This window comes from Mesorhizobium sp. M2A.F.Ca.ET.046.03.2.1, assembly GCF_003952425.1.
GTDB lineage: Bacteria > Pseudomonadota > Alphaproteobacteria > Rhizobiales > Rhizobiaceae > Mesorhizobium.
Window position 1 is genome coordinate 4,998,095 of record NZ_CP034449.1, and the last position, 16,702, is coordinate 5,014,796.

Genomic DNA, 16,702 nt, shown 5'->3' on the forward strand with positions numbered 1-16,702 from the left:
CACGACAGGCGCCCGATTGACAGACCGGCGAGGCGTGGCCTTGGGACAAGCTCCGCGGCTCGGCTTCCATGTCTGCTTCCAGGCGGCGGCAAAATTCCCTCCAGCGGCCGAGATGAGCGCAAAGCTGCCATGGCGTCTTTGGGGCCGGAAGCGGACGGTCCGGTTCTGGGACGACCTAGCGAGAAAGATGCCATTCCGCTGGTGCCCCCATCTTGGCCGCAACGACGTCGCTTGCCGTTGCCGGAAAAACAACCGCGGCGCCGCGTCGGCCGCCTTGCGCCAGCACCTGCCTCTTGACGCTTTCAGCCGTGATACGCTCCTACCAATCGGTCATCAGGGGTGTGTGGCTGAAGGCGGGTGACGAGCGTGGCGAATTTGGCTTGACGGTGTGTGTCAAAGGAATCCTGATTCCTTTAGATTGCGACTAGGCCTACCCGGTGGGGAGGCAGCCACAGGATGGACATTTCAGCCCATATGGAAAATGATCATGTGCCGTGCACAATATTGCAGTGCTCGGGTCTCGACGAAAAAGCCTGAGCGTAGAAGCGGATCAACCGACCTCCGGGTCCAGCGAGGGGGACGCAAATGGATACCACAGGCAATGGGCAATGGCGTTGCGACGTGGGCGAGCGACCCCGTCGATCGGCCGGCTGGCTTGCCTGCGCCACCGCGTCGGCGGCATTCCTGCTCGGCATGGCTTTCAGCAGCACTGCGTTTGCGCAGGACCAGCAGCTGCCCGTGGTGACGGCGGCCAAGCCGGTGGTGCGTGACATCATCGAGGACGACGAGTTCGTCGGGCGTTTCGAAGCCGTCGACCAGGTTGCCATCCGTTCGCGCGTCAGCGGCTATCTGGACAAGGTCAGCTTCCAGGACGGCGCACTGGTCAACAAGGGCGACCTGCTCTTCACCATCGACCAGCGTCCGTACCAGGCCGCTTATGATGCCGCCAAATCGCAAGTGGATGTCGCCAAGAGCCTGCTCGAATTCACCAAGATGCAACTGGATCGCGCCAACGAACTTGCCAAGACCGGCAACATCTCGCCCGCCACGGTCGACGACCGCCGGCGGGAATACCTTGCGGCGCAGGCGCAGATGCAGGGCGCGACGGCTGCGCTGACGACGGCCAGCCTGAACATGGAATTCACTGAGATCAAGGCGCCGTTGTCCGGCCGCATCGACCGCCGGCTGGTATCGGTCGGCAACCTCGTGCAGCCGGATTCCACCTTGCTGACGACCATCGTCACGCGCGACCCGATCGACTTCTATTTCGACGTCGATGAGCGTCTGTATTTCAGCTACGCCCGCGACGCGATGGCGCGTGGCGGCAGCATGCAGGAAGGCGCCGGCGGGCTCGATGTGCAGGTTCAGGTCGCCGACCGCGCGGAGGCGGTGGTCAAGGGCAAGCTCGATTTTGCCGAGAACCGGATCGACAACGCGACCGGCACAATGCGGGTTCGTGCGACGTTTCCCAACCCCGACGGCGTTCTCCAGCCAGGCATGTTCGGGCGCATCAACGTGCCGGGGTCGCTGCCGCATAGCGGCGTGCTGGTGCCTGACGAGGCGATCGGCGCCGATCAGGATCGTCGCATCGTGTTGCTGGTGGACGAGGCCGGAATGGTGTCGGCGAAGCCCGTGCGCACCGGACCGCTTCTCGACGGCTACCGGGTGATCCGCTCGGGCCTGACCGGCGCCGAGACGATCATCGTCAACGGGCTGATGCACGCAAGGCCCGGCACCAAGGTGAAGGTCGAGATGGTGACGTTGCCGCCCAAGGTCGAAACCGCCGGGTTGCAGCAATGAGGTTCGCGCATTTCTTCGTCGACCGTCCAATCTTCGCATCGGTCGTTTCGATCGTCCTGCTGATCCTCGGCGGGATTGCTTATACCCAGCTGCCGGTCGCGCAATATCCCGAGATCGCGCCGCCGACCATCGTCGTTCGCGCGCAGTATCCGGGCGCCGACGCCCAGACGGTCGCAGCGACGGTGGCAACGCCGATCGAGCAGGAGATCAATGGCGTCGAGGGCATGCTCTACATGTCATCCTATTCGTCGGGCGACGGGTCGATGGCGCTGACCATCACCTTCAAGCTGGGCACCGATCTCGACAAGGCGCAGGTGCTTGTGCAGAACCGCGTGTCGGTCGCCGAGCCGCGCCTGCCCGAAGAGGTCCGCCGCCTCGGCATCACCACCACCAAGAGCTCGCCCGACCTGATGATGGTCGTGCACATGCTGTCGCCCGACAATACCTACGACCAGCTCTACGTCTCGAACTACGCCCGCTCGCGGGTGCGCGACATACTGCTCAGGTTAGACGGCGTCGGCGACCTTATCATCTTCGGCGAACGCGAATATTCGCTGCGCATCTGGCTTGATCCGGAAAAACTGTCCGCCCTGGGAATGACCTCGGGCGATGTGGTGCAGGCGCTGCGCGATCAGAACGTCCAAGTGTCGGGTGGCTCGATCGGCGCGCCGCCGACGGGCACCGGCACGGCGTTCCAGTACACGGTCACCACGCAAGGCCGCTTCAACGACGCCCGCGACTTCCGATACGTGATCGTCAAATCGACCGACGACGGGCGCCTGATCGCGCTGCAGGACGTGGCGCGCATCGAACTCGGAGCCAAGGATTACGTCACCAACTCCTATCTCAACGGCAAACCGGCGGTCGCGCTCGCCATCTTCCAGCGGCCGGGCACCAATGCGCTCGCCGCGGCCGCGGAGATCCAGGACAAGATGAAGGAGCTTTCCCGCGACTTTCCGAAGGGGTTGAACTACGACATCGTCTACAATCCGACCGAGTTCGTCGCCGAGTCGATCCAGGAGGTCTACAAGACGATCCTCGAGGCGATGCTGCTCGTCATCATCGTCATCATCGTCTTCCTGCAGTCGTGGCGCATGGCGATCGTGCCGATCGTGGCGATCCCCGTGTCGCTGATCGGCACCCTGGCGGTGCTTTACGCCGCCGGCTTCTCGCTCAACATGCTGACGCTGTTCGGCCTCGTTCTGGCGATCGGCATCGTCGTCGATGATGCGATCGTCGTGGTCGAGAACGTCGAGCGCAATATTGCCAGTGGGCTGGCGCCCAATCCGGCGTCGCACCTGACAATGAACGAAGTCGGAACGGCCATCATCGCGATCTCGCTGGTGCTGATAGCCGTGTTCGTGCCGACAGCCTTCATCCCCGGCATTTCCGGGCAGTTCTACCTGCAGTTTGCGATTACCATCGCGGTCTCGACGGCGATATCGGCATTCAATTCGCTGACGCTTTCGCCAGCTCTGGCCGCACTGCTGTTCAAGCCGCACCATGCCGCGGCGGCGGCGCCGCGCTTTTTCCTGGCGCGGTTCGGACGGGCGCTCGCCGACGGCTTCAATCGCGGCTTCGACAGGGTCGCCCATTGGTATTCCAGCATCATTCGCGTGCTGGTCGGCTCGCGGATAGCGATCACCGCCATGCTGGCCGTTTTCGCGGCCCTGATCTACGCCACGGTCTACATGGTGCAGACGGTGCCGCGCGGTTTCATTCCGTCGCTCGACCAGGGCTATGCGATCGTCGTCGTCCAGTTGCCCGACGGCGCCTCGCTGTCGAGGACCGATGCGGTCATCCAGCAGGCGTCGCAAATCATCCAGAAAACCCCAGGCGTCGACTACGCAGTCGCGTTCGCCGGCTTCTCCGGCGCGACCTTCACCAACGCCAGCAACCAGGGCGTCATCTTCGCCAGGTTCAAGCCGTTTGATGAGAGGCTGAAAGCCGGCCAGTCGGCGACCAGGGTCATCGGCAATCTGTTCGGCAGCCTGCAAAGCATCAAGGAAGCCTTCATAATAGCACTGCCGCCGCCGCCTATTCGCGGCGTCGGCAATGCCGGCGGCTTCAAGCTGCAGATCCAGGAGCGCAACAGCGCCGACATGCGGCAGATCCTGGCGCTTGCCTACGAAATCGCCGGCAAGGCCAACAAGACGCCGGGGCTGATGGGCGTGTTCACCACCTTCTCCGCGTCGAGCCCGCAATTCTTCCTTGCGATCGATCGCGACAAGGCGCGCATCCTGAACGTGCCGATCCCCAACATCTTCGAGACTCTGTCGATCAATCTGGGCACTGCTTATGTCAACGACTTCAACGCTTTCGGGCGCGTCTACCAGGTGCGGGCGCAGGCCGACCAGGCCTTCCGCCTCGATCGCGCCGACATCTTGAAACTGAAGGTTCGCTCGGCGTCCGGCGCGCTGGTTCCGCTCGGCACGTTGCTCGAGATCCGCGACGTCACCGGCCCGGCGCTGGTCCAGCGCTACAACATGTACGTCTCGGTGCCGCTGCAGGGCAACGCCGCGCCCGGCGTTTCCACGGGCGACGCGCTGGCATTGATGGAAGGGATCACGGCAAAGACGTTGCCGGCCGGTACCTCCTACGAATGGACCGAGCTCGCCTATCAGGAACGCAACACCGGCAATGCCGCAGTCTATATCTTCGGACTGTCGGTGCTGTTCGTCTTCCTGGCGCTGGCGGCGCAATATGAAAGCTGGGTGCTGCCGTTTGCCATAGTGCTGGTGGTGCCGCTCGGCGTGCTCGCGGCGTTGCTCGGCGGGACTTTCCGAGGGCTGGACAACAACATCCTCGTGCAGATCGGCCTCATCGTGTTGATCGGGCTTGCCGCCAAGAACGCGATCCTGATCGTCGAATTCGCGCGGCAGGCGCAGGAACGGGGCCTGTCGGTCGCAGAGGCTGCCGTCGAAGCCTGCCGGCTCAGGCTGCGGCCGATCCTGATGACCGCCTTCGCGTTCATCCTCGGCGTCGTGCCGCTGATGATCGCAACGGGCCCGGGCGCAGAAATGCGCCAATCGCTCGGCACCGCGGTGTTCTCCGGCATGCTCGGCGTCACCTTCGTCGGCCTGTTCCTGACGCCGGTGTTCTACGTCACGCTCAGGTCGCTGTTTTCAGGGCGCAAGCCCCGTGCCGAAGCCGAGCCTTCGGGGCCGGCAGAGACGCCATCGGAGACGCCCGCCGAGTAGGGTTACGAATTCGCCGCGACCGCGCGAACGGCGACGTTTCTTCCTTCCTGTCGAAGGCGAGGTTGGCGATTGTCCGAACTAATGTCGGCCCAACCTCGACGGCTGGTGTCGCTGCCGTTACGACTAGACGCTTGAACCCCCATAACGGTCATTCGCCGAGTCGTTCTCAAACGACTGCGTTGGGGCGCCAAGCTGCCTGCGAAATCGGATCTGCTTGTGGCTCGGATCGCCACCCGGCAAATCAGCTATGCTGATGAGCGTTACGGCTCACTTCTTTGGAAAGGGCACGCCCTTGGTGGTGAATCGCTGTCCTCTGCCGATCGAGCGCACGGGGCGCTTCGTGGCGGCGGCCTTGCCGGTGCCGGGCGGCTGGTGGGCAGGCACGAGCTGGTCGGGGCGGGGACCGATCAGGTCGGCGCGGCCCAGGCCGGATTGCACAATATCGAGACGCGGCTCCTGGCCGGCGAAACGGATCGGTGGATCAAGCGCCACAAAGGTGGTTTCGATCGCGTGCTGGTGGACGCGCCATGCAGCGGCACCGGCACATGGCGACGCAATCCCGATGCGCGCTGGCGCGCGCCGGAGGAACAGGGTCTGGACAAGCTCGTGTCGTTGCAGGCCCGGATCCTGGCGAGCGCGGCGCGCCTGGTGAAACCCGGTGGACGGCTGGCCTACGCGACATGCTCTATGCTGTCCGAGGAGAATGAGGACCAGGTGGCAGCGTTCCTTGCGGCACATCCCGCTTTTCGTGTGGTGCCGCTGAACGAGGCCGCGCCGCAACTGGCGAACTCATCTCATCCGGACTACCTGTCGCTGACGCCCGCGCGCAACGATACCGATGGCTTCTTCGCCGCCGTCATGCAGCGAGAAGGTGCGCTCCCAGGTGGGCCCATAGCCATTCGCGATCCATTTTTTTGAATGACCTGAATGGGGCCGGAAGCGGCCTGGCACTTTTGGCTGCCGAGGAACGATAGCTGATGATCAACCCTCGGGTAGGTCTTAGAACTGCGTACACGCGGCCGGCGGAGGCCCCAATGCATGCTCTCCAGTGTTACGCTGGGACCAAGCCACGCACCATACGGAACATCATAGGAAATGACCGGGGTCCATCGGGCAAGCCAACCAGATACCCAGCACGAACATGCTGTTCGATCGAACCGCGGGCGTCGCCAGAAAGAGCCATCAATGTGGGTGTGGTGCTGCCTGGGCCGTCGGTGAACGTGGCCCAATAATCGGCGAAGGACGCATACTCGCAATCCACGACAATGGGAATCTCGGTCACGTCGACGAGGCCGATCTTCCGCCACAGCGTTGCCTGACCATCAGGCCAGAAGAGCTGACGCCCCGCCCGCATGGATCTCAGCCTTGCGAAGTCGGCCTCAAGCACGGCGCCGGTGTTAATGACGAGATCGAATGCGGGCATGCCACCAAAGAACTGAGTAACGGCGGACGCGACCACGCCGCCTGGACGGGTCACGCGCTTCATCTCGGCAACTACCTGTTCAATTTCCGGGATAACGTCCAGGGCCAGGGTGGAAACTGCCGCATCGAAAGAATTGGCGTCGAACCGCAGTTGCCGGACATCGCCGTGTTCATATGCGATATTGGGGTGGGATCGTCGACGGCGGGCTCCGTCCAGGTATCCCTCCGATGCGTCAACACCGATCACATGCGCTCCCGCCTCGGCCAGTGCTTTCGACAACACACCCGTCCCACATGCTACATCGAGCACGCGACTGCCCGGAGCAACATTGGCACGGGTAAGAAATGGGCTTGCCAGATGTTCGCTCCAGCGCCCTATGAATGTCTCGTAGACGTCGGGATCGGCCCAATTATATCGTAGTTCTGCGGTTTCCATGGCGCCATCCTCCCTTGATCAAGAATGGACATTAACATGGCCATTCAGGTCGCGCGTATCGCCGTCACGCCGGGCAATCCAGCGGAAGCTTATTAACACTTCTCAGGAAAACACGACATAGCGGCAGCCCCTGGAATCACACTGGCCCTCCGTCGGCCGGTGCTCCGAGGCATCGCTTGTTTGACTGCCATCACACCCGAAGATCGTGTACTGTGACCAGAAGTCGTAGTCGAGGGATCACCGGACATGGATGAGGAGGGCTTGGCTGAGATCTCAGCCCGGTATGTTCACTTCGCCGATACGGAAGCCCACGGCCGTTCGCCGCTCTACGAGGCGTTGGCTCCTGCGGTTGATGGAGACCGGGAGACACTCGGCTTCCTATCGACCCTCCCGGACACGAAAAGGCAACCGAACCTTCTGCTTGCGGCGGTGCGTCACCTGTTCGGCACACCGAAGGGCTGGACCGAGTTTCGTCAGGTGCTCCTGGCCCACCCCGACGCTGTCCGTTCGCTGATGCTCGAGCGTTCGACACAAACCAACGAACCAGGAAGGTGCGCCTCGCTGCTCCCCGTCCTAGCGCGATTGCCGCAGCCGCTGGCGCTCCTCGAGGTCGGAACCTCCGCCGGGCTCTGCCTCATGCCCGACCTCTATGGCTACGACTACGGCCGCAAGGCGATCCGCCCACCCTCGATGGCCTCGGAGCCGCCTATCTTGCGTTGCTCCGTCAGCGAGACGACCCCATTGCCGACGGCCGCGCCGCACGTCGTCTGGCGAGCGGGGCTGGACCTCAGTCCAATCGATGCTTCAGATCCTGCGCAAGTCGCATAGCTTGAGACACTGGTCTGGCCGGAGCAGACGGAGCGGCTTGCCATTCTGCAGGCGGCAGTGAAGATCGCTGCCACGGTCAAGCCACGGATCGTGAAGGGCGACTTGCGCGGGAGCGAGTTCGCTCGGCTCTGCAGCGAAGCCCCAAAGGACGCCACCCTTGTCGTCTTTCACACGGCCGTCCTCGACTACATCTCCGAGCCCGCAGACAGGGAGGCTTTCGCCGGGCAGGCGATGCGTCACGCTCCATATTGGGTATCGAACGAGTTCCCCCGCGCATTCCCGTCCATCGCCACGCGCGCAGGAACAAGCTGGCCACCCGGGCGCTTCCTCCTCTCTGTGAACCGCACTCCTGTCGCCTGGACCGACCCGCATGGAGCTTCGCTCGCATGGATCGCGGATGAGGCCTAGGGGCACGGCCGATGCAGAGCATTTCGCCAACGCTTGCTCAGGACGGGCCTCCCGAATGAGGGGGATGTCCGGCCCTGCCTTCGATTGCAGACGTTGGCCGACCTCGCCTCGAATTTCCACAAATGGCGCAACTTCGATTTGTCCATTCCTCACCGCGTCGTCCGCTTTCAGGAAGCAGAAACAGCCGTCTCTATGGCCGACATGCGGGCGCCACGCTGCCGGCGAAATCGGATCTGCTTGTGGGTCGGATCGCCACTCGGCAGATCAGCTATGCAGATGGAGCGTTCTGGGACACTTCTTTGGAAAGGGCACGCCCTTGGTGGTGAATCTCTGTCCTCTGCCGATCGGGCGCACCGGGCGCTTCGTGGCGGCGGCCTTGCCGGTGCCGGGCGGCTGGTGAGCGGGCACGAGCTGATCGGGGCGGGGACCGATCAGGTCGGCGCGGCCCAGGCCGGATTGCACAATATCGAGACGAGGCTCCTGGCCGGCGAGACGGCTGAATCAAGCGCCACAAGGGTGGTTTCGATCGCGTGCTGGTCGACGCGCCATGCAGCGGCACCGTCACCTGGCGACGCAATCCCGACGCGCGCTGGCGCGCACGGGAGGAACAGGGTCTGGACAAGCTTGTGTCGTTGCAGGCCCGGATCCTGGCGAGCGCGGCACGCCTGGTGAAGCCCGGTGGACGGGTGGTCTACGCTACATGCTCCATGCTGCCCGAGGAAAATGAGGACCAGGTGGCCGCTTTCCTGGCGGCGTGTCCAGTCTTTCGTGTTGTGCCGCTTAATGAGGCCGCGCCGCAGCTGGCGAACTCATCTCATCCGGACTATCTGTCGCTGACGCCCGCGCGCAACGATACGGCTTCTTTGCCGCCGTCATGCAGCGAGAAGGCGCGCTCACGGGCCGGGCCACCATAGCCATTCGCGAACCACTTTTTTGAATGACCCGAATGGGCCGGAAGCTGACGGCTGCTTCGAGGCACGAATTAGCGGCAATGGACAGCGCCGCGCTGGCAACCGCCGGAATAGTACTCAGCCATCACGCCTCCTCACCACCCACGAGGTGGTATCGTGATCAGGGTGCTGGTTGTTGCTCTCCTTGATCGCCGCGGCCCAGTCGGCTCCGTTATTTTCGGTAGCACCGGTGTTTTCTATGCCCGTGATCGTATCGAACCACGCCACCATGTTCTCGGTGCAGGTACTGGCAAGCGGCGGGAAGGCGTGCGGATCGTCAAGCGAACCAATCATCAGGTTGGTGCGACCGTTTTCGAGGTGGTGGAAGAACAATGGCGTGCCGCAATTGGCGCAGAAGCCGCGCTCGACAAGCTCCGAGCTCTTCCAGACGCTCGGCTTGCCGCGTGTCCAGGTGAGCGCCTCATCGGGCGCGGCGACGAGCGCGGCAAAGATGTTGCCCGAGGCTTTCTGGCACATGCGGCAATGGCAGAGATGCGAGTTGTCGAGCATAGCGCTTGCGTGGTAGCGCACGGCACCGCACTGGCAGCCGCCGCTCATCTCCATCTCGATGCGTTTCATTTTTTCTCCTCCTTCAAGAGGCGGGTTTGGGCTTAATGTCTTTCAGGTATTCGTGTTTGATAGTCCAGCCTCGCAAGAGCCGATCTCATTCTGGTGTTAGCGGGTGTGATTTGTCGGCCCAAAAGAATGGACCCGATCACGCCTTCCCGGTCGTCTGCCAATGACTTCCGCTTCAACCGCCGTTAAGCGGTGGCCGAAGCTCGCAGAGACTGTCCAGTGGGTCCTCAGCTGCGAAGTACCGGTGCGGGCGCTGGCGAAGTCCGCTTTTGAAAGCTGCTCAACGTAGCTTAAACGTCCGACATAAGGCGCCAAGCTGCCGGCGAAATCGGATCTGCTTGTGCTCGGATCGCCGCCCGGCAGATCAGCTATGCTGACGGAGCGTCACGGCTCACCTCTTTGGAAACGGCACGCCCTTGGTGGTGAATCTCTGTCCTCTGCCGATCGGGCGCACGGGGCGCTTGGTGGCAGCGGCCTTGCCGGTTCCGGGGGGCTGGTGGGCAGGCACGAGCTGGTCGGGGCGGGGACCGATCAGGTCGGCGCGGCCCATCTCCTTCAGGGCATCGCGCAGCAGTGGCCAATTGTCGGGGTCGTGGTAACGCAGGAATGCTTTGTGCAGCCGGCGCTGCCGCCCGCCGCGAACGGTCTCGACCTTGTCGGTCGCGCCGCGCCGCACGCCCTTCAGCGTGTTGACGCCGGTGTGGTACATGGCCGTCGCGGTCGCCATGGGCGAAGGCAGGAAGGTCTGCACCTGGTCGGCGCGGTAGCGGTTCTTCTTCAGCCAGAGCGCCAGCTGCAGCATGTCCTCGTCGGTCGTGCCGGGATGGGCGGCGATGAAATATGGAATGAGGTAGTATTTCTTGCCGGCTTCCTTGGCGGCTGCGTCGAACATCTCCTTGAAGCGGTCATAGGTGCCGATGCCCGGCTTCATCATCTTGTCGAGCGGCCCGCGCTCGGTGTGCTCGGGCGCGATCTTGAGGTAGCCGCCGACGTGGTGGGTCACCAGTTCCTTGACATATTCCGGGCTCTTGACGGCCAGGTCATAACGCACGCCGGAGGCGACCATCACCTTCTTGACGCCCTTGACCTCGCGGACCTTGCGGTAGAGCCGGATCAGGTCGTCATGCGAGGTGTTGAGGTTGGGGCAGATATCGGGAAACACGCAGGACGGCAGGCGGCAGGCCGCCTCGATCTTGGGGTCCTTGCAGGCCATCCGGTACATGTTGGCGGTCGGCCCGCCGATATCGGAGATCACGCCGGTGAAGCCCGGGGTCTTGTCGCGGATCTTCTCGATCTCGCGCAGGATCGAGCCCTCGGAGCGGTTCTGGATGATGCGGCCTTCATGCTCGGTGATCGAGCAGAACGTGCAGCCACCGAAGCAGCCGCGCATCACCGTCACCGAGAACTTGATCATGTCCCAGGCGGGGATCTTGGCGTCGCCATAGGACGGGTGCGGCGCGCGTGCATAGGGCAGGTCGTAGACGGCGTCCATCTCCTCGGAGGTCAGCGGGATGGGCGGCGGATTGAGCCACAGGTCGCGGTCGCCATGGCGCTGGACGAGCGGGCGGGCATTGCCGGGATTGGCCTCGCGGTGCAGCACGCGCGAGGCGCGGGCATAGGCATCGCGATCGCCCTCGACCTGCTCGAACGATGGCAGCCGGATCGCGATATCGCCGGGCTTGCGGCTGGCGCCTTCGTCGGCGGAATCGAGATCGTCGGCATGGAGTTCCGTAAAATGCTCGGGCACGCGGCGAAACAGGGCGACGCCCCTGATGGCGTCGAGCTGGCGTGGCGTGTCGCCGGCGGCGAGCCGGTTCGCCACCTCGACGACGGCGCGCTCGGCATTACCGTAGATCAAGAGGTCGGCCTTGGCATCGGCCAGGATCGAGCGGCGCACCTTGTCGGACCAGTAGTCGTAGTGGGCGATGCGGCGCAGCGAGGCTTCGATGCCGCCCAGCACGATAGGCACGTCCTTGAAGGCCTCGCGGCAGCGCTGCGTATAGACGATCGTGCAGCGGTCCGGCCGCTTGCCGCCCTCGCCGCCCGCCGTATAGGCGTCATCATGGCGCAGCTTGCGATCCGACGTATAGCGGTTGACCATGGAATCGAGGTTGCCGCCGGTGACGCCGAAGAACAGCCTTGGCCTGCCCAGCGCCTTGAACGGCTCGGCCGACTGCCAGTCGGGCTGCGAGATGATGCCGACCCGAAACCCCTGGGATTCGAGCAGACGGCCGATGATCGCCATGCCGAAGCTCGGATGATCGACATAGGCATCGCCCGTGACCAGCACGATGTCGCATTCATCCCAGCCGAGCGCCGCCATCTCGGCGCGGCTCATCGGCAGGAACGGCGCAGCCTCCCGGGCGGGAGAGCCGCGGACCGACAGGGGAGTGATTTCTCTCTGGGCGCTGGCTATGGTTTCCATCGGCCGACGTATAGGCCGCCGCCAAGGCGAATTCAATTAAGCTCGATCTTGGGCTCCGGAAATGCATTGGGACGATGGAGCGCGCCCGCTTATGGGTTGCGTCGAGCAGGGCCTCAAAACCCGAAAGGCCGGGCGCCGCAGCAGGAGCGCGTAATTCCACCAAGAGAATGGAGGTCTTGGTTACCACGCCCATCAGCACAACCAGGCCAATTACCACGGGCATTGGAGAAGCTGGTGCCTGCCACCACTGGAGGCAGTCGTGCTCCACGGCAAACTGCAGCATTTTCCACTTTGAGGCGAAATAGTTCTCAACTATGGTCTTGCTAGGCTTAAGGCATGGGGGATTGCCGATGGTTCTATCACGCAGGGGTGTCGTGATCGGCGGCCTGGCGCTGGTCGCGGTCGGTGCAACCGGCAATATTGTTCAAGCCGCGACCGCGAAATCCTTTTTCGCCGGCACCGCCATCGACAACAATTTCGTCTATCGAAAGACCAACTTCGCCAAGATAGACAAGAGATGGCATCGCCAGATCGTCAAGTATTTCAGCAGCGAGCCGGTCGGCACCGTCGTGGTCGATACCCGCCACCACTTCCTCTACCTCATCATGGAAAACAAGACCGCCATCCGCTACGGCGTCGGCGTCGGCAAGGAAGGCTTCAAATGGTACGGTCGCGCGACGATCGAGCGCCGCGCGCTATGGCCGCAATGGGTCCCGCCGCCCGAAATGCGTAAGCGCAGGCCGGAACTGCCGGACATGATCGCAGGCGGCGCGTCCAACAATCCGCTCGGGCCACGCGCGCTCTATCTGTACCGCGACGGCGCCGACATCGGCTACCGCCTGCACGGTACGCTGGAGCCATGGAGCATCGGCACCGACGCTTCCAGCGGCTGCATCCGCATGTTCCCGGAAGACATAATCGACCTTTACCAGCGGTGCCCGATCGGCACCGCGGTGGAAGTCCTGCCGCACATCGCCGACCAGGCGCCCGCTTCCACCTCTGTCGAATGATGGCGCCTCATGGACCGCATGATTGAAAACACCCGCCGGCTGCTCGCCGCCAGCCTACTGGTGCTGACCGCATCCTGCTCGACCAGCAACACGCTGGCCCCTTCCACGCCCGACGTCACCAACGCCGAGATTGCCGCCTTCCAGAACGTGCAGCCGGGCAGTGAGGAGGATTTTATCCTTAATGTCGGCCGCCGCACCTATTTCACGAAAGGTTCGGCCGCGCTCGATTCTGTCGCCAAGACCACCCTCGACACCCAGATCGCCTGGTTAGCAAAGTATCCGCGCTGGCTGCTCAAGCTGCAGGGTTTCGCCGACGATCCCGGCGCAAACGAAACGGCGCTGTCGCAGCAGCGCGCCGATGCAGTGATGGACTACCTCGCCGCCGGCGGCATAGACCGTAGTCGCATGTGGGCCAAGGGTTACGGCAAGGACAGGCTCGTCCGCGACTGCCCTGACGCCGCCTGCAGGTCGCAGAACCGCCGCGTTGTGTCTAATTTGCGCGATGAGAGGGACGAGCCGTAGAGGGGGAGTTGTCTCAGGAGATGGGAGCGGCTGGTCAACGCCATTGCGAAGGGCCATGGCGACCCAACCGTGCTGGGACCGCAATCAACAACGCTGAACGAAGAGCCCAAGAGCATTTTGGCAGGGTTGCATCGGGTACCCGCTGCGACCGATCGTGCTGCACCCTGCGGTGCTCGCCCGCTACGAGGGGCAACTGAACCAACTTCGGACGGGGCGTGCCAAGGGCATTGCTTCCTGGCGATTCCGGATGTGCAGGGGCAATGCGTGGCCTGATCGAAACCGTTACGGTGTTTCGAGATCCTCGAAAACCGGCGCGTTGAAGTCGAAATCGCTGGTCGGATGACGGCACTCTTGGCAACAACGCCTTCCCCACAGCGTCCAAGGAGTAGGGGGAAGATGGTAGCGGGAGAGGGACTTGAACCCCCGACCCCAGGATTATGATTCCCGTGCTCTAACCAACTGAGCTACCCCGCCAGGGTGGCAAATGGCCCGGAAAACCGTCCAGAAGGAACGGGCGTCGCGAGGCGTTCGCCAAGGTCGCGCGGATATAAGGTTGGGAGGGTGAGCCTGTCAAGCTTGGATGAGGCCGACATGTGGGCATAATCCGGCCGGCCCAATCTCATCCCAGAAAAGCTTTGCCGGACAGACACTCAGGACATCTCCCGGGGTTGAGTTCGGCGGGGCACGTCGCTATGTCTCGGCCATGAAATTCTAGAGTTTGAACGAATGAAGCCGCGCATCGCCGTCCTCGGTTGCGGATACTGGGGCAGCAACCATATCCGCACCCTCAAGGCGCTTGGCGCGCTCTATGCCGTTTCCGACGTCAACCGCGCCCGCGCCGAAGGTTTCGCCAGCGAGCAGGACTGCCTGGCGATCGAGCCGGACAGGCTGTTCGAGAGAAACGATATCGACGCCATCGTCATGGCGCTGCCGCCGCAATTCCATGCCGACACCGCCGTGCGGGCCGTCGAAAGCGGCAAGGACGTGCTGGTGGAGAAGCCGATCGCGCTGACCGTCGCGGACGCCGAGCGCGCGGTGAAGGCGGCCAAGGACAATGGCCGTGTCTTCATGGTCGGCCATGTGCTGCGCTTCCATCCGGCCTTCGAGACGCTGAAAGGGCTGATCGACAATGGCGAGCTCGGCGAGGTTCGCTACATCCATTCGCACCGGCTCGGTCTCGGCAAGTTTCACACCGAGAACGACGCGCTCTGGGACCTTGCGCCGCACGACTTGTCGATGATCCTGGCCATCACCGGCACCGAGCCGATCGAGGTGAGGGGCGAGGGCGCGGCGCTGCTCGACAATCTCAGCGACTTCGCGCATCTGCATATGCGCTTCCCGAACGGCCTGCGCAGCCATCTCTTCGCCTCGCGCCTCAATCCCTATCGGGAGCGGCGGCTGACGGTCGTCGGCACCAAGGCGATGGCCGTGTTCGACGACGTCGAGCCCTGGGAGCGCAAGCTTGCTGTCTACCGCCACGCGGTCTGGCAGGACAGCGGCCAATGGGCGTTCACGGCCAACGAGCCCTCCTACGTGCCGGTCGGCGAGGGCATGCCGCTGACGCGCGAGCTTGCCCATTTCATGCAATGCATCGAGACGCGCGCCGAGCCGCGCACCGATGGCGAGGAAGCGATCCGGGTGCTGCGCATCCTGACCGCCGGCACGGTCATACACACCGGCTCGTCGGTCTGAGCCGTCCTGAAGCAGCGACGATAAGACTAAGAACTCACTCGGCGGGAATCTGCGCCGGCCTCGCCGCAAGCCTGGACAGCATGGCCTCGGCCTCGGCGCCACGCTCGGAACGCTCGATGAAACCGCCGCCGAACACCCGCGCCTCGTTGCCGTCGTCGGAATAGAGCACGCAGGCCTGTCCGGGCGCGATGCCGGACTCGCCGTCGGCCAGCTCGACCGACGTCACGCCGTTGCGGTGATGCAGCACGGCCGGGCGCGGCGGCCTGGTCGAGCGGACTTTTGCGAAGAGCTCGATGCCGCCGGCCGGAACGTCCGACAGCGGCCCGTCGCCAAGCCAGTTCATGGCGCGCAGATAGATCTTGTGCGTCTCCAGCGCCTCGCGTGGGCCGACGATGACGCGCGCCCGGTCGGCGTCGAGATGGACGACATAGAGCGGCTCGCCGGAGGCGATGCCGATGCCGCGGCGCTGGCCGATGGTGTAGCGCAGGATGCCTTCGTGGCGGCCGAGCACGCGGCCATCGATATGGACGATGTCGCCTGGGTTGGCGGCCGCGGGCTTCAGCTTGGCGATGATGTCGGAATATCTGCCCTGCGGGACGAAGCAGATGTCCTGGCTGTCCTGCTTGGCGGCGACGGTCAGCCCCATCTCCTCGGCAATGGCGCGGACCTGCGGCTTGGACAGGCCGCCGAGGGGAAATCGCAGATAATCGATCTGCGCCTGCGTGGTGGCGAACAGGAAATAGCTCTGGTCGCGGTCGGCGTCGACCGGCCGGTAGAGGGCGCGATGCGCGCCGTTGGCGCGCGAGCGGATGTAGTGGCCGGTGGCCAAGGCGTCGGCGCCGAGATCCTGCGCGGTGGCCAGAAGGTCGGCGAACTTCACCGTCTGATTGCACGATACGCAAGGGATCGGCGTCTCGCCGGCGACGTAGCTCTCGGCAAAGGGATCGATGACCGCCTTGCGGAAACGCTCCTCATAGTCGAGCACATAATGCGGAATGCCGAGCGTTTCGGAAACGCGGCGGGCGTCGTCTATGTCCTGGCCGGCGCAGCACGAACCGGCGCGATGGGTGGCGGCGCCGTGATCGTAGAGCTGCAGCGTCACGCCGACGACGTCATAGCCTTCACGCTTCAGGATGCCCGCGACCACGGACGAATCGACACCGCCCGACATCGCGACGACGACGCGGGTTTCTTCTGGGCGGCGAGGGAGGTTGAGGCTGTTCATGGTGCTTTCACTGTGCGGCGCTCAATGCCAATGGCCGGAATATAGGTCAAGCGCCCCGCCTGCGCCAGCTTGCGGCCCAGGACGAAATTACCGGCAATTTCAGGGCCTGGAGGCCGGTGTTTCAAATTCTAAACGATATCCTAACCGGGCGTTCACGATCCTTACCTAGTGATTAGGGTTCGCTTAGGCAATTTTTAAAGCTGTGGCG

At 63.6% G+C, this 16,702-nt stretch carries 11 protein-coding genes, 1 tRNA gene and 1 pseudogene; 8 read left to right on the forward strand and 5 right to left on the reverse strand.

Features of this window, described 5'->3' with window-relative positions; translation table 11 throughout:
• Positions 1-693: 693 nt before the first annotated feature.
• The 3 genes from EJ072_RS23800 to EJ072_RS23810 all read left to right on the forward strand — a co-directional run bounded on the left by EJ072_RS23800 (position 694) and on the right by EJ072_RS23810 (position 5,918).
• The gene (locus EJ072_RS23800; protein WP_189343370.1) at positions 694-1,800 is read left to right on the forward strand and encodes an efflux RND transporter periplasmic adaptor subunit; all 1,107 of its coding nucleotides are present in this window, start codon (positions 694-696) and stop codon (positions 1,798-1,800) included.
• On the forward strand, positions 1,797-5,000 hold the full coding sequence (locus tag EJ072_RS23805; protein ID WP_126081569.1) for a multidrug efflux RND transporter permease subunit: 3,204 nt from the start codon (positions 1,797-1,799) through the stop codon (positions 4,998-5,000). The genes EJ072_RS23800 and EJ072_RS23805 overlap by 4 nt, the downstream gene beginning before the upstream one ends.
• 216 nt (positions 5,001-5,216) lie before the next feature.
• Entirely contained in the window at positions 5,217-5,918 is a 702-nt protein-coding gene (locus EJ072_RS23810) for an RsmB/NOP family class I SAM-dependent RNA methyltransferase (protein WP_245466965.1), read from the forward strand.
• Positions 5,919-6,051: 133 nt separating this feature from the next.
• Here EJ072_RS23810 and EJ072_RS23815 read toward each other — a convergent pair whose 3' ends face one another.
• Positions 6,052-6,858, reverse strand: a complete 807-nt coding sequence (locus EJ072_RS23815) for a class I SAM-dependent methyltransferase (protein ID WP_126081570.1) — start codon at positions 6,856-6,858, stop codon at positions 6,052-6,054.
• 246 nt (positions 6,859-7,104) lie between these two features.
• On the opposite strand from EJ072_RS23815, the pseudogene EJ072_RS23820 reads away from it, so the two are divergent.
• Both EJ072_RS23820 and EJ072_RS36410 read left to right on the forward strand, forming a co-directional pair.
• A pseudogene (locus EJ072_RS23820) lies at positions 7,105-8,094 on the forward strand (DUF2332 domain-containing protein).
• 530 nt (positions 8,095-8,624) lie between these two features.
• Positions 8,625-9,008, forward strand: coding sequence for a hypothetical protein (locus EJ072_RS36410; protein WP_245466966.1), 384 nt, complete (start codon positions 8,625-8,627; stop codon positions 9,006-9,008).
• Between the two features lie 114 nt (positions 9,009-9,122).
• On the opposite strand, the gene EJ072_RS23830 is transcribed toward EJ072_RS36410, so the two are convergent.
• Positions 9,123-9,623 (reverse strand): GFA family protein, encoded by a 501-nt coding sequence (locus EJ072_RS23830; RefSeq protein WP_126081571.1) that lies wholly within the window; start codon positions 9,621-9,623, stop codon positions 9,123-9,125.
• A 388-nt stretch (positions 9,624-10,011) separates the two neighbouring features.
• Positions 10,012-12,045, reverse strand: coding sequence for a YgiQ family radical SAM protein (locus EJ072_RS23835; RefSeq protein ID WP_126081572.1), 2,034 nt, complete (start codon positions 12,043-12,045; stop codon positions 10,012-10,014).
• A gap of 350 nt (positions 12,046-12,395) precedes the next feature.
• Here EJ072_RS23835 and EJ072_RS23840 point away from each other — a divergent pair, with 350 nt between their 5' ends.
• Both EJ072_RS23840 and EJ072_RS23845 read left to right on the forward strand, forming a co-directional pair.
• Positions 12,396-13,055 carry a L,D-transpeptidase gene (locus EJ072_RS23840; RefSeq protein ID WP_126081573.1) on the forward strand — a complete coding sequence of 220 codons (660 nt, stop codon included), beginning with the start codon at positions 12,396-12,398 and terminating at the stop codon, positions 13,053-13,055.
• Between the two features lie 9 nt (positions 13,056-13,064).
• On the forward strand, positions 13,065-13,577 hold the full coding sequence (locus EJ072_RS23845; protein WP_126081574.1) for an OmpA family protein: 513 nt from the start codon (positions 13,065-13,067) through the stop codon (positions 13,575-13,577).
• Between the two features lie 397 nt (positions 13,578-13,974).
• Here EJ072_RS23845 and EJ072_RS23850 read toward each other — a convergent pair.
• Positions 13,975-14,051, reverse strand: a tRNA-Met gene (locus tag EJ072_RS23850).
• A gap of 252 nt (positions 14,052-14,303) precedes the next feature.
• Between EJ072_RS23850 and EJ072_RS23855 the strand changes: the two genes are divergently transcribed.
• Positions 14,304-15,269 carry a Gfo/Idh/MocA family oxidoreductase gene (locus EJ072_RS23855; protein ID WP_126081575.1) on the forward strand — a complete coding sequence of 322 codons (966 nt, stop codon included), beginning with the start codon at positions 14,304-14,306 and terminating at the stop codon, positions 15,267-15,269.
• Positions 15,270-15,303: 34 nt separating this feature from the next.
• Here EJ072_RS23855 and mnmA read toward each other — a convergent pair whose 3' ends face one another.
• Positions 15,304-16,494, reverse strand: coding sequence for a tRNA 2-thiouridine(34) synthase MnmA (gene mnmA / locus EJ072_RS23860; protein WP_126081576.1), 1,191 nt, complete (start codon positions 16,492-16,494; stop codon positions 15,304-15,306).
• Positions 16,495-16,702: the final 208 nt, after the last annotated feature.